The sequence below is a fragment of the Pseudomonas sp. S3_C06 genome, assembly GCF_054667675.1.
On the sequence record NZ_CP162747.1, the window covers coordinates 1,621,960 to 1,635,521 of the forward strand.

The 13,562-nt window shown below is 59.0% G+C and carries 14 protein-coding genes; 8 read left to right on the forward strand and 6 right to left on the reverse strand.

Annotated features, from left to right (window positions below; translation table 11 throughout):
- Positions 1-133: 133 nt before the first annotated feature.
- Positions 134-952 carry a shikimate 5-dehydrogenase gene (locus tag AB4N44_RS07005; RefSeq protein ID WP_150751145.1) on the reverse strand — a complete coding sequence of 273 codons (819 nt, stop codon included), beginning with the start codon at positions 950-952 and terminating at the stop codon, positions 134-136.
- Positions 953-1,208: 256 nt separating this feature from the next.
- Between AB4N44_RS07005 and AB4N44_RS07010 the strand changes: the two genes are divergently transcribed.
- From AB4N44_RS07010 to AB4N44_RS07020, 3 genes are all read left to right on the forward strand, one after another.
- Positions 1,209-1,568: a hypothetical protein gene (locus AB4N44_RS07010; RefSeq protein WP_007917357.1), complete on the forward strand. Its 360-nt coding sequence runs from the start codon at positions 1,209-1,211 to the stop codon at positions 1,566-1,568.
- A gap of 230 nt (positions 1,569-1,798) precedes the next feature.
- Positions 1,799-1,993, forward strand: a complete 195-nt coding sequence (locus AB4N44_RS07015; protein WP_016984641.1) for a hypothetical protein — start codon at positions 1,799-1,801, stop codon at positions 1,991-1,993.
- Positions 1,994-2,095: 102 nt separating this feature from the next.
- Positions 2,096-2,278, forward strand: a complete 183-nt coding sequence (locus AB4N44_RS07020) for a hypothetical protein (RefSeq protein WP_007917359.1) — start codon at positions 2,096-2,098, stop codon at positions 2,276-2,278.
- Here the strand turns inward: AB4N44_RS07020 and AB4N44_RS07025 are convergent.
- Positions 2,275-3,336, reverse strand: coding sequence for an AI-2E family transporter (locus tag AB4N44_RS07025; RefSeq protein WP_064389213.1), 1,062 nt, complete (start codon positions 3,334-3,336; stop codon positions 2,275-2,277). The genes AB4N44_RS07020 and AB4N44_RS07025 overlap by 4 nt on opposite strands.
- 155 nt (positions 3,337-3,491) lie before the next feature.
- Between AB4N44_RS07025 and trhP the strand changes: the two genes are divergently transcribed.
- Entirely contained in the window at positions 3,492-4,823 is a 1,332-nt protein-coding gene (trhP, locus tag AB4N44_RS07030) for a prephenate-dependent tRNA uridine(34) hydroxylase TrhP (protein ID WP_460109568.1), read from the forward strand.
- 269 nt (positions 4,824-5,092) lie between these two features.
- Here trhP and AB4N44_RS07035 read toward each other — a convergent pair whose 3' ends face one another.
- Positions 5,093-5,959, reverse strand: a complete 867-nt coding sequence (locus AB4N44_RS07035; protein WP_127929026.1) for a LysR family transcriptional regulator — start codon at positions 5,957-5,959, stop codon at positions 5,093-5,095.
- A 101-nt stretch (positions 5,960-6,060) separates the two neighbouring features.
- Between AB4N44_RS07035 and AB4N44_RS07040 the strand changes: the two genes are divergently transcribed.
- Complete coding sequence (locus tag AB4N44_RS07040) at positions 6,061-6,957, forward strand: DMT family transporter (protein WP_460109566.1); 897 nt, start codon at positions 6,061-6,063, stop codon at positions 6,955-6,957.
- A 137-nt stretch (positions 6,958-7,094) separates the two neighbouring features.
- On the opposite strand, the gene AB4N44_RS07045 is transcribed toward AB4N44_RS07040, so the two are convergent.
- A complete protein-coding gene (locus AB4N44_RS07045) occupies positions 7,095-7,328 on the reverse strand; it encodes a hypothetical protein (RefSeq protein ID WP_186616236.1) in 234 nt (77 codons plus the stop codon).
- Positions 7,329-7,420: 92 nt separating this feature from the next.
- Positions 7,421-8,134, reverse strand: a complete 714-nt coding sequence (locus tag AB4N44_RS07050) for a FadR/GntR family transcriptional regulator (RefSeq protein WP_127929029.1) — start codon at positions 8,132-8,134, stop codon at positions 7,421-7,423.
- Positions 8,135-8,480: 346 nt separating this feature from the next.
- Here AB4N44_RS07050 and AB4N44_RS07055 point away from each other — a divergent pair, with 346 nt between their 5' ends.
- Complete coding sequence (locus AB4N44_RS07055; protein WP_460109564.1) at positions 8,481-9,827, forward strand: MFS transporter; 1,347 nt, start codon at positions 8,481-8,483, stop codon at positions 9,825-9,827.
- Positions 9,828-9,866: 39 nt separating this feature from the next.
- The gene (gene gudD / locus AB4N44_RS07060; protein ID WP_102901669.1) at positions 9,867-11,210 is read left to right on the forward strand and encodes a glucarate dehydratase; all 1,344 of its coding nucleotides are present in this window, start codon (positions 9,867-9,869) and stop codon (positions 11,208-11,210) included.
- A 128-nt stretch (positions 11,211-11,338) separates the two neighbouring features.
- On the opposite strand, the gene AB4N44_RS07065 is transcribed toward gudD, so the two are convergent.
- Positions 11,339-12,211, reverse strand: a complete 873-nt coding sequence (locus tag AB4N44_RS07065) for a LysR family transcriptional regulator (RefSeq protein ID WP_095050837.1) — start codon at positions 12,209-12,211, stop codon at positions 11,339-11,341.
- A 160-nt stretch (positions 12,212-12,371) separates the two neighbouring features.
- Between AB4N44_RS07065 and ampC the strand changes: the two genes are divergently transcribed.
- Positions 12,372-13,538, forward strand: a complete 1,167-nt coding sequence (gene ampC, locus AB4N44_RS07070) for a class C beta-lactamase (protein ID WP_460109562.1) — start codon at positions 12,372-12,374, stop codon at positions 13,536-13,538.
- Positions 13,539-13,562: the final 24 nt, after the last annotated feature.

A 13,562-nucleotide genomic window follows, 5' to 3' on the forward strand; every position in this document is an offset into this window, starting at 1 on the left:
ATGACACACCGCATTCGCGAGCAGGCTCGCTCCCACAGGGGATCTACAGCGAGCACACAATCTGTGTATGACAAAAATTCAACTGTGGGAGCGAGCCTGCTCGCGAAGAGGCCCGCCCAGCCACCACAACCCATCAGCTCCGGGCAAACTCCACCGCCGCCGCAAACTGAGCTTCATTCGGGCGCACGCCGGTGTACAGGACAAACTGCTCCAGCGCCTGAATCGCAATCACCTCAAGCCCGGTAATCACCTTTTTGCCTTCGGCCCGAGCACGCACGATCAGCGGCGTCTCCGACGGAATCGCGACCACATCAAATACCGTCTCAGCCGCAGCAATAACTTGAGGCTCGAACGCCAACTGCCCCGCCTCCGGCCCGCCATCCATGCCCACTGGCGTCACATTGATCAGCATCTGTGGACGCTCCTCGCCCAGTTCCGCCTGCCAGCGATAACCCAGCGAATCCGCCAATGCACGCCCGGCACGCTCGTTGCGGGCGACAATCAAACCGTTTTTGTAACCGCCATCGCGCAAGGCGCTGGCCACCGCTTTGGCCATCCCGCCGCTGCCACGCAGGGCGAAGGTCGAATCCTTGGGCACCGCGTGGGTTTCCAGCAACTGCGCGACGGCAATGTAATCGGTGTTGTAAGCCTTCAGATGGCCGTCGGTATTGACGATGGTATTGATCGACTGGATCGCTGCCGCTGACGCATCCAGCTCATCGACCAGCGCAATGCACGCTTCCTTGAACGGCATCGACACGCCGCAACCGCGAATGCCCAAAGCGCGAATGCCGCCCACGGCACCCGTCAGATTCTGACTGCTGAACGCCTTGTAATAGAAATTCAGGCCCAACTGCTCATACAAATGGTTATGAAAACGCAGACCGAAATTGCCTGGGCGCCCTGACAGGGACATGCACAGCTGAGTGTCTTTGTTCGGGTTCATCTGCATGAAACTTCTCCTTCAAACGCACTTTCGGATAGACGGGATTAGCCAGCCCATCGGGTTCTGAACGATCATTGAGGCCTGTTTTAAAGGTGTCTTTTGGCCCTTGCCTGGCCCGGTAAAGAAGCCGGTACAGACCTTACACAAAATTTACCCAGCGGCTGTGCTGATTTTCAGAATTTCGCTGTCTTAGAAGTATCCCCGCGACAACTGTGGGCCTGGTGCAGGCCCTGCCGCCGGGTCGAAGAACCGAGGATTTATCATGATTCGTAAACTCCCCATTCTGGCCTTGTTGATTGGCGCACTTGCGGTCACAGGTCAGGCAGAAGCCGGTGGTGGCCACGGCTGGCAAGGCCCTGCGGTGTTTGGCGCGATCGTCGGCTCGGCCATCATCGGCTCGGCACTGATCAATCAGGATCGGCCGGTGTACGTGCAACAACAGCCGGTTTATGTGCAGCCACAACCGGTCTACGTGCAGCAGCCGCCACCACCGGTCTACTACCAGCCGGCACCGGTGTATGTACAACAACCGGTGTACATCCAACAGGCCCCCGTCTACTACGGCCCGCCTCGCGGTTATTACGGCCGGCCACATGGCTACTACGGCGGCCCACGCTGGTAATCGCAACACTGAGCCCTGCTTTTATAGCGGGGCTTTTTTATGACCGTTGGTCGGCAAACGTCTGAAAAAATCTCGCCAAGGTCGCTGTGAGGACAGTTTCACCGGCTAAAGTCGGCATGATTGAATGACCGCTATGTAGATTTCCACAAAACGGTCACTTTTTTGTCATGACGGAGCTGCAATCTGAATCCGTCCGTAAACAACAGGTTGATAACAACAAGGACGACTGTATGCCAACACAAAACCCGCACCGCATCGTCGGCCTGTGCACCTCCAGCAAGGTGTACAGCGCGCTGACAGAACTCAAGCACCTGGAAGGCCATCGCTGCGCGAAATTTCTCTCGCTGCTGGCGGAAAACCTGGTGCACAAGGGTTTGCTCAATGAGCGCGAAGTCATGCACATGCTTGATCAAGTGGTCGACTGAGCCAGCCCTCAACGGCGTCAATGACCACTATCGAAAGCGTTGATTGTCCGTAGAACCGGCGAATCTCTAAGGTAGCTCCATTGATAGATGGAGGTACTCGTCATGGCTCAGGTTCAAATCATGTCCGTTATCGGCAGCGCCGTTCCCGCTTCGCTCAGGGCCTCGGGCTTGCTCGCCTGCTGGTATCTGATGCGCGACGGCGAAGCGATCAGCGGCCCGCTCACTTCGCTGCCCGCCGCGCAGGCACTGTCACAAAAAATCGTCAGCGAGCCGTTCCACGCTTAAGGCAGTTGCACCTTGGGCTTGGTCTCGGCGAACAACGCCCAGCTCGACATGAACAACGCCGCGATCAGCGGCCCAATCACAAAACCGTTGAGGCCGAACACTGCCAGACCGCCAAGGGTCGAGATCAGAATCAGGTAATCGGGCATTTTGGTGTCCTTGCCGACCAGAATCGGTCGCAGCACGTTGTCCACCAGACCGATCACGAAAACCCCGAACAAGCCCAGCACCACGCCCTGCCAGATCATCCCGCTGAGCAGGAAATACACCGCCACCGGCGCCCAGACAATCCCCGCGCCGACTGCTGGCAGCAACGACAAAAACCCCATCAACACCGCCCACAGCAATGCGCTGGGGATGTCGAGAAACCAGAAAATCGCTCCGCCCAGCGCGCCTTGAGTCACCGCGACTACGAGATTGCCCTTCACCGTCGCCCGTACCACGCGGTTGAACTTCAACTGCAAGCGCCGCTTGTGGCCTTCCTCCAGTGGCACGGCGGTCCGCACCTTGCGCGCCAGTTCGGCGCCGTCACGCAGAAAGAAAAACAGCAGATACAGCATGATGAAAAAACTCACCACGAACTCGAACGTACCCTGACCAAAACTGAACGCTTGAGTGGCCAGGACCTGACTGCCCTGCATCGCCGATTTGACGATTTTCTCGCGCAGGCCGTTGAGTTCGCCCATGCCGAAACGGTCGAGCAAGTGCTGAAAGTATGGCGGCAAGCTGTGCTTGAACTGCGCCAGATACGCGGCAATGTCCAGCTCACCGCTTTCGATATTCTTGTAAACCGTCGCCCCCTCCTGCACCAGCAACACGCTGACGATGATCACCGGCAAAATCGCGATGACCAGACAGATGCTCAATGTGCACAGCGATGTCAGGTTACGTTGCCAGCCGAATTTCGCCTGCAATTTGCGTTGCATCGGCGCAAACAGAATGCCGAGGATGACCGCCCAGAACACCGCACCGTAGAACGGCAACAGAATCCAGATGAAGGCCACCGTGACCAGCACCAGCAGCACCGTCAGGGATTTGAATTGAAGGCTTTTTTCGTTCATGTCCGGTCCATGTCAGTCAGGCGTCATGCACGCCCCGCTCCTTAGTCAGCCGCGGCGCGCACGAGTGCCATCTTTATTCATGGAGCATAGATCCAGATCAACAAACCCTCACCGCATCTGACTTACCCTGCCGCGCTTTTGCGACCGACACCGCCATGACCCCGATCCTCGCCACTCCCGAACTGCTCGCCCCCGCCGGCACCCTGAAAAACATGCGCTACGCCTTCGCCTACGGCGCCGATGCAGTCTATGCCGGTCAGCCGCGTTATAGCCTGCGGGTGCGCAACAACGAGTTCGACCACGCCAACCTGGCGCTGGGTATCCGCGAAGCGCAGGCGCAGGGCAAGCGCTTCTACGTGGTGGTCAACATCGCGCCGCACAATGCCAAGCTGAAGACTTTCCTCAAGGATCTGGCGCCGGTGATCGAGATGGCGCCGGATGCACTGATCATGTCCGACCCGGGGCTGATCATGCTGGTGCGCCAGCATTTCCCGCAGATGCCGATTCACCTGTCGGTGCAGGCCAATACGGTGAACTGGGCGAGTGTCGAGTTCTGGCAGCAAATGGGATTGAGCCGGATCATCCTGTCGCGAGAATTGTCGCTGGAAGAAATCGGTGAAATCCGCGAACAGGTGCCGGGCATGGAGCTGGAAGTATTCGTCCACGGTGCACTGTGCATGGCCTATTCCGGGCGCTGTCTGCTCTCGGGTTACATGAACAAACGCGACGCCAATCAGGGCAGCTGCACCAATGCCTGTCGCTGGAAATACTCGGCGCAAGAGGCCACGGAAAACCAGCTCGGCGACATCGTCCAGACCTTCCAGCCCGAGCCGACCCTGGGCCTCGGCGCGCCTACTGATCAGGTGTTCCTGCTGCAGGAAGCCAATCGTCCTGATGAGTTGATGCCGGCGTTCGAGGACGAGCACGGCACTTACATCATGAACGCCAAGGACCTGCGCGCGGTGCAGCATGTCGAGCGTCTGACGCGCATGGGCGTGCATTCTCTGAAGATCGAGGGCCGGACCAAATCGCACTTCTATTGCGCGCGCACTACCCAGGTTTATCGCCGGGCGATTGATGACGCGGTGGCCGGGCGCGAATTTGATCGCAGCCTGATGACGGACCTGGAGTCACTGGCGCAGCGCGGCTACACCGAGGGTTTTCTGCGTCGGCATGTGCATGACGAGTATCAGAATTATCAGCACGGCAGCTCGGTGTCGGAGCGTCAGCAGTTTGTGGGTGAGTTGACCGGCGAGCGGCGTGAGGGGCTGGCCGAGGTCAAGGTGAAGAATCGTTTTGGTCTTGGTGATCATCTGGAGTTGATGACGCCCACGGGTAATTTTCATTTTGATTTGCATGAGTTGCAGAGTGTTAAGGGTGAGGCGATCGACTTGGCACCGGGGGATGGGCATACGGTTTATGTGCCGATTCCGGAGGGGGTGGATTTGCGGTTTGGGTTGTTGATGCGGGATATCGGTAGCGTCTGAAAAGCCCCTCACCCTAGCCCTCTCCCAGAGGGAGAGGGGACTGATTGGGGGATATTGGAGAGATCCACCGACCTGAGAATTCGTCGGTGAATCCACAATCGACTCTTCTGATCAAGAAAATCAGACTTGGCTGAATCCATAATCGACTCGATTGTTCAGCTTGTCTAAATCCATAATCGACTCGGTCGATCAGGTCGATGTATAACCCATGACACCTCGGTCGGCCCCCTCTCCCTCCGGGAGAGGGCTGGGGTGAGGGAAAGCTTTTCCTACGCAACAAACTCCTCCCGCAACATCGCCACAAACGCCTCCCGCGCCGGATGCACCCCGGCGTTTTCATGCCAGTAGAACAAGTTGTCGACGGCCGTCAGTTCAGCGAACTCATACCCCACACACCCAGCTCCTTTCGCGTACTGCTCAAACACGCCTTTGGGCACCAACGCCACCCCCGCCCCGGCACTCACACAACCGACAATCGCCCCATAACTGGCGAGACTGACGATCGGCAGCGACAACCCCTGACGCAACAGCCAATGCTCCAGCGCCGCCCGATACGGGCAACCTTGCGGCCACATGAACACGGTTTTGTCCTGCAGATCATCAATGCCGCGCACCGGCCCGAACGAGGTAGATGCGATCAACAACAACTCTTCGCGATACATCGGCGTGCGCTTGAGCTGCGAACGTTCGACATCCACCGCGACAATCGCCCCGTCGAGGCGATGGCTGACGGTGTCGTCGAGCAACTGCGCCCAAGTGCCCGTGGTGAGTTCCAGCGCCACTTGCGGATAACGCTGGTGAAACTTTGCCAGCAAGCGCGGCAAGCGCCCGGTCGCCGAAGATTCGATCGCGCCAATGCGCAACGGCCCGGACGGTTCGGACGAAGGATCAACCGCGCGTTTGGCCTCGGCGGTCAGTGCCAGAATCTTTTCGGCATAGGCGAGAAACGTCTGCCCTGCCGGGCTGATGCGCAACCCGCGGCCCTCACGCAGAAACAGCGCAACACCCAACTCTGCCTCCAGCGCCTTGATCCGCGCGGTGATGTTCGACGGCACACAGCAGAGCTTTTCTGCCGCCCGCGCGATGCTGCCGAGCTCGGCCACGGTCTTAAACATACGGATTTGCGCCAGCTCCATATCCATCACTCTGAGTGAACATTACGCGCAGTATAAGTCAGTTGTGGCGAATGATTGGCGACCCGGATACTCGGCGCATCGACAGCAACGAGCGCCTGATCATGCCGCACCCTTCCCCGTTGAAAATCCTCTTGGCGATGGCCTTCGTCGTTGCTTGCTGGGCGTATTCGCCGACCGGCATTCACATCGGACTGCAAGCCTACGAACCCGGGCATCTGGCGTTGCTGCGGTTTCTGTTGGCGTCGTTGTTCATGGCGCTGATCGCCGTGTTCAAGGGCATTTGCCTGCCGCATTGGCGCGATGTGCCGCTGTTGTTTGCCTTGGGTTTCTTCGCCGTCAGCCTGCACCACGTCGCACTCAACATCGGCCAGCAAAGCGTCAGTGCCGGGGCTTCCAGCGTGCTGGCGCAATCGAGCCCGTTGTTCAGCACGTTGCTGGCGCGGTTTGTGTTCAAGGATCAGGTCAGCGCCTGGCGCTGGAGTTGTGTGTTGCTCGGGTTTGTCGGCGTGGTGATCGTGGTCAGCGGCGATAAGGGCTTGGGCGATATCGATGCGCACGCACTGCTGATCCTGTTGGCGGCGGTTTCATGGAGCGTTTACTTCGCCCTGCAAAAACACCATGCGCGGCGTTACGACGGTTTCAGTCTGGCGTGTTACGCGGTGTGGTCGGGGACGTTGATGCTGCTGATTTATCTGCCGGGGCTGGGTCAAGCTGTGCTGAATGCGCCGTTGCGGGTGCAGTGGGCGGTGTTGGCCTTGGGCGTTTTTCCCAGTGCACTGGCCTATCTGGCGTGGGGCTTTGTGCTCAAGCATGTGGATTTGAGCCGGGCGACAATGACGTTGTATTTGATACCGCCGACGGCGATGGGGATTGCTTCGTTTGGTTTGGGCGAGCGGCCGACGTTGCTGGTGTTGGTGGGGTCGGTGGTGGTGTTGATCAGTGTGTTGGCGTTGAATCTGGAGCGGCGGGTTGGTCTGGTCAGGACAGCCCGGATCTGATCTGAAATCTGTTTTGAAGCGTATGCCGTCTTCGCGAGCAAGCTCGCTCCCACAGGGAAATGCGTTCCAATGTGGGAGCGAGCCTGCTCGCGAAGGGGCCAGCACAGACAACGCATTAATCAAATGCCAATCACCGATCAGCGCCGATCATCCGACAACGGCGTCGGCTCATCTGCCGGCGGCACATCCTCATCATCAGCCGGCGGATCCTGCCAATCCTCCGGCCGATCAGCATCGCTCAACGGATCACGCCCCGGGTTCATCCCCGGCGGTGCATCATGATCAGCCAGGGTCGGTTCATCGGTACCAGGCAGCGGCCGGGTTGGATCGGTCGGCAGCACTCCGCCCTGAAACAGCAAATCGTTAGCCATGACGCACCTCACTCAGGAGGTCCGGAATACCCGGGCCGTACAACTTGGAATCAGCCCTGTGTACGGCGTGCTATCGAACAGACCAACGGCGTTCAACCCTGCGCGGAAAAGCGGTCGCGGCTGTTGGTCAGGTGCAGCCACATGGCCGCCCGCGCGGCATCCGCATCCTGACGCTTGATCGCGTTCAAGATCGCCTCGTGCTCCAGATGAGCCAGTTGCCCGAGCTTGCTCAGATCCGCCGCGCCGCGTTCGGCGGCGTTGAGCCGGTTGCGCGGAATCATCGCACTGCCCAGGTGCTGCATGATTTCACTGAAGCAGACGTTGCCGGTGGCCTCGGCGATGAGCAGATGAAAACGTCGATCGGCTTCGACGCAACTGTCGTTGTTGTCCAGTAACCGCTGGTAGTCATCCAGCGCCTGACGCATTTGCAGCAATTGCTGCTCGCTCCGCCGCTGTGCCGCCAGTGCCGCTGCCTGGGTTTCCAGGCCCAGGCGCAGTTCAAGAATGCTGCGCACCCCGAGCGCTGTGTCGACATTCAGGCGCAAGCCCTGCTCAGGCGCGCGCTCGATGACGAACGTACCGATGCCGTGGCGCGTCTCCACCAGTCCCGAAGCCTGCAACTTGGAAATCGCCTCGCGCACCACGGTGCGGCTGACGCCGTGTTCCTGAACGATGGAATTCTCCGACGGCAGCTTGTCGCCGGGCGACAACTGGCCGAGCAGGATGCTCTGGGTGAGCTTCTCGACCAGGTCATGGGCGAGGTTGTGCGCACGTTTGCGAGCAGGAGCGTCGAGGTCTTCTTGCATGGTCGGTTCCGGTGATCGGGGCTTGCGGATCGTAGCACTGTGCGAGAGCGGACGAGATTGATTCTAGCGCCACAACTTGTATGACAACATTCAAATTAGAGCACGATAGCTTCATACCTTTCTGGCGATCTGAACCGGTATACCGTAAAAACAAATCACGCACCGCCAGCCACAAACCCTAGCAAACACTGGATAAAAATACTAAAAAGCATAAAAACACGACCTCTCAGAGAAAATTAATCACTCCTCCCCACTTGTAGGACAAAAATTCTCAGTTGTATGATGTCTAGCAACAACGCCACACCTGCCCTACCCCGCATAAAAATAATCAGTGGGAGAAAACCAAGTGAAAACCTCCGTCTCCGGGATGAACGAGGGCGTCGATTCGACACTCGCGTCCGCCATCTCGAAAGTGAAACGCCACGTCCTGCCGCTTTTCGTGATCATGTTCATCGTCAATTACATTGACCGGGTGAACATCGGTTTCGTCCGCACTCACATGGAACATGACCTCGGTATTGGTGCCGCCGCGTACGGCTTCGGCGCCGGTCTGTTCTTCATCGGTTACGCGCTGTTCGAAGTCCCGTCCAACATGCTGCTGCAGAAAGTCGGCGCACGCATCTGGCTGACCCGCATCATGTTTACCTGGGGCCTGGTCGCCGCCGGCATGGCGTTCATCCAGAACGAAACCCACTTCTACGTGTTGCGCTTTTTGCTCGGCGTGGCCGAGGCCGGGTTCTTTCCCGGGGTGATCTACTACTTCACCCGTTGGCTGCCCGGCGCCGAACGCGGCAAGGCGATTGCGATCTTCCTCAGCGGCTCCGCCGTGGCTTCGTTGATCTCCGGACCGTTGTCCGGCCTGCTCCTGCAAATCAACGGGCTGGGCATGCACGGCTGGCAATGGATGTACTTCATTGAAGGGATGTTCTCGGTGTGCCTTTGCGTATTTGTCTGGTTCTGGCTCGACGCCAAACCTCACGACGCGAAATGGCTGAGCCGCGCCGAACAGGACGCACTGGTCAACGCCATCGACGCGGAACAGAAGGCCCGCGAAGCCGCGACACCGATCCGGCCATCGATGGGCAAATTGCTCAAGGATCGCCAGATCATCCTGTTCTGCCTGATCTACTTCTTCATTCAACTGACCATCTACGCCGCTACATTCTGGCTGCCGAGCATCATCAAGAAAATGGGCGAGATGAGCGACTTCCAGGTCGGCCTGTTCAACTCGATTCCGTGGTTGCTGTCGATCATCGGCATGTACGCCTTCGCTTCGTTCTCGGCCAAGTGGAAACACCAGCAGGCGTGGGTCGCCACCGCACTGTTGATCGCCGCTGCGGGGATGTTCATGTCCACCACCGGCGGGCCGATCTTCGCCTTCGTCGCGATCTGCTTTGCCGCGCTGGGTTTCAAATCCGCTTCGTCGCTGTTCTGGCCGATCCCGCAGGCCTATCTGGATGCACGCATCGCGGCAGCGGTGATCGCGTTGATCAACTCGGTCGGCAACCTTGGCGGCTTCGTTGCGCCGACCACGTTCGGCCTGCTCGAAGAACACACCGGCTCGATTCAGGGCGGCCTCTATGGCCTAGCCGCGACCTCGATCATTGCCGCGATCATTGTCTTCTTCGCACGCACCACCCCGAAACCTGCTGCTGACATAGCCGTGGCCGATGCCGTGCCAAAGCACGCCTGACGTCCATTTTTAAAGATTGCGTATTGAAAGGATAAGAACATGACCGCACACGACACCGCCAAAGCCCCGATCATCACCGACATGCAAGTCATCCCGGTGGCCGGCCACGATGGCATGCTGCTCAATCTGAGCGGCGCCCACGGGCCGTTTTTCACCCGCAACATCGTCATCCTCAAGGACAACGCCGGCCACACCGGCGTCGGCGAGGTGCCCGGTGGCGAGCGCATTCGCCAGACCCTCGAAGATGCACGCAGTCTGGTAGTCGGCAGCCCAATCGGCACCTGGCAGAAGATCCTCAATCAGGTGCGCCAGACCTTCGCCGACCGCGATGCCGGCGGTCGTGGCCTGCAGACGTTCGATCTGCGCATCACCATTCACGCGGTGACTGGCCTCGAAGCCGCCCTGCTCGATCTGCTCGGTCAGCATCTTGATGTACCGGTGGCGGCGCTGCTTGGCGAAGGCCAGCAACGCGATGAAGTGAAGATGCTCGGCTATCTGTTTTATGTCGGTGATCAACGCGAAACCGACCTCGCCTATCGCAGCGAACCGGACGCCGACAATGACTGGTTCCGCGTGCGTCACGAGAAGGCCATGACCGCCGAAGCCGTGGTGCGCCTCGCCGAAGCGGCCCATGCGAAATACGGTTTCAAGGACTTCAAGCTCAAGGGCGGTGTGCTCAGCGGCGATGCGGAAATCGAAGCGGTCACAGCGCTGGCCGAACGCTTTCCTGATGCGCGCATCACCCTCGATCCGAACGGCGCATGGTCACTGAAAGAAGCCATTCGCTTGTGCCGCGACCAGCATCAGGTGCTCGCCTATGCCGAAGACCCGTGCGGCGCGGAAAACGGTTATTCCGGCCGCGAAGTGATGGCCGAATTCCGTCGTGCCACCGGGCTGAAAACCGCCACCAACATGATCGCCACTGACTGGCGCGAAATGGGTCATGCGATCCAGTTGCAGTCGGTGGACATTCCACTCGCCGACCCGCACTTCTGGACCATGCAGGGTTCGGTGCGCGTGGCGCAGATGTGCCATGAATGGGGGCTGACCTGGGGCTCGCATTCCAACAACCACTTCGATATCTCGCTGGCGATGTTCACCCATGTCGCCGCTGCTGCGCCGGGCGAGATCACCGCGATCGACACCCATTGGATCTGGCAGGATGGCCAGCGTTTGACCAAGGCCCCGCTGCAAATTGTCGATGGTCTGGTGCAGGTGCCGAAGAAGCCGGGGCTTGGCGTGGAACTGGACATGGACCAGGTGGCCAAGGCTCATGAACTGTATAAAGGCATGGGCCTCGGCGCGCGGGATGACAGCGTGGCGATGCAGTTTTTGATTCCGGGGTGGAAGTTCGATAACAAGCGGCCGTGTCTGGTGCGCTGAACCTGATCTCCAATCCACCACGGTCCCTGTAGGAGTGAGCCTGCTCGCGATAGCGGTGTGTCAGTTGATGTAAATGTTGACTGACACACCGCTATCGCGAGCAGGCTCACTCCTACAAGGGTTTTGCATTAACCAGAGATTTGCAGCAGCCAGGTTTTGAACGCTGTCATCGCCGCCGTTTCCGGCCGCGACTGCAACCGCGTCAACCAATAACTCCCCGTCGTAATCTCGATCGCAAACGGCTGACAAATCGCCTCCGCCGCCAGTTGCCGGGCGAACATCAGCGGCGGCGCCAATGCCACCCCACCGCCCTGCAAAGCCGCCTCCATCATCGCCAGCGACGAGTCGAAAACGATGCTTTGCGGCGGTGCCGCTTGAGTCGCCAACCCGGCAGCCTGAAACCACTCCGGCCATTCGTCCGTACGATAGGAACGCAGCAGCGTCTGCTGCAGCAAGTCCCCCGGCGAATGCAATTGCCGAGCAATTTCCGGCACGCACAACACCGACAGCGGTGCCTCAAGCAACCGCGTCGCTTCGATACCATGCCACGCCCCGGCGCCAAAGCGGATCGCGTAATCCAGCCCTTCTGCCGCCACATCCACGCGATTGTTGTTCGTCGACAGCCGCAAATCTATGAGCGGATGTTTCGCGCGGAAGTCCGCCAGCCGCGGCAACAGCCAACCCACGGCAAACGTACCGACCGCGCCGACGGTCAGCATTTCGCGGTACTGTCCACCGGCGAGGCGTTCGAGAATCTGCGCGATGTGATCGAACGAGGTGCTCAACACCGGTAGCAAGGTTTCGCCTTCACTGGTCAGCATCAGCCCACGGGGCAGGCGTTTGAACAGCGTGACGTTGAGTTGCGCTTCCAGGCTTTTGACCTGGTGGCTGACCGCAGCCTGGGTGACGCACAGTTCCACGGCGGCGCGGGTGAAGCTCAAATGACGCGCCGATGCTTCAAAGGCGCGCAGTGCATTCAGCGGCAATTGCGGTCGAATCATGCCCAGTCCCAAATTTTTCTAATGGCTCGTGCGAGTTTTCGTCGTTTGTCGGTTGGCACCGCGCTGACTAAATTGGCGGCGCTGATCAGTCGCCCAACACAGAAATCGCCCGCAGTGTAGCGGGATAACGCTAGCAACACTCATGGAGAGTGGTTCATTCATGTCATCCATTCAATCGAGCAACCTCATTTCCTGCGCCGCATTCAGCCTGTTTTTCGGGGCCTCGTCCTGCATGGCCGCCACGCCAACCGACGCGCAGTTACAGGCGTTGGTCAACGACGCTGTGACGCCAGTAATGCAACAACAGAACATTCCCGGCCTGACCGTAGCGCTGACCATTAATGGCCAGCCGCATTACTTTAACTACGGGGTTGCCGCGAAAGACACCGGACAGACAGTCAGCGAAAACACCCTGTTCGAAATCGGCTCGGTGAGCAAAACCTTCACCGCCACCCTCGCCGGTTACGCCCAAGCGACCGGCAAACTCGATCTGTCGACCAAGGCCAGTCAGCTCTGGCCTGAATTGAAAGGCAGCGCTTTCGACAACATCAGTGTGCTGCAACTGGGCACCTACAGCGCCGGCGGTTTGCCGCTGCAATTCCCGGGCAACGCGGATTCGTCTGACAAGATGCTCGGCTATTTCCAGCAGTGGAAACCGGTGTATCCGGCAGGCAGCCATCGCCAATACTCCAACCCGAGTTTGGGACTGTTCGGCTATCTGGCGGCGAAAAGCCTCGGCCAGCCGTTTGATCAGGCGATGACGCAAACCTTGCTGCCGAAACTCGGTTTGCAGCACACCTACCTCAGCGTGCCTGCCGCGCAAATGGGCCTTTATGCGCAGGGTTATGACAAGAACGACAAACCGGTGCGCGTCACCCCCGGTGCGCTGGACTCGCAGGCCTACGGCGTGAAAACCAGTGCCGTGGACATGCTGCGTTACGTTCAGGCCAACCTGAAACCTGAAACGCTGGAAGCCTCCCTGCAAAAAACCATCGCCAACACCCACACCGGTTACTACACGGTCGGCGATATGACTCAGGGTTTGGGTTGGGAAATGTACCGCTACCCGATCAGCCTTGATCGCTTGCTGGCGGGCAACTCGACGGAAATGGCCATGCAGGCGCACAAGGTGCAGTGGCTGAATCCGCCGCGACCGCAACCGGATGACGTGCTGATCAACAAGACTGGCTCTACCGGTGGTTTCGGGACTTATGTGGCGTTTGTGCCGAGCAAGGACATTGGCATTGTGATCATGGCTAACAAGAATTTCCCGATTCCTGAGCGGGTGAAAATCGCCCATACAATTCTTAGCGCTGTTGCTGACTGAAAATCAAAAGATCGCAGCCTGCGG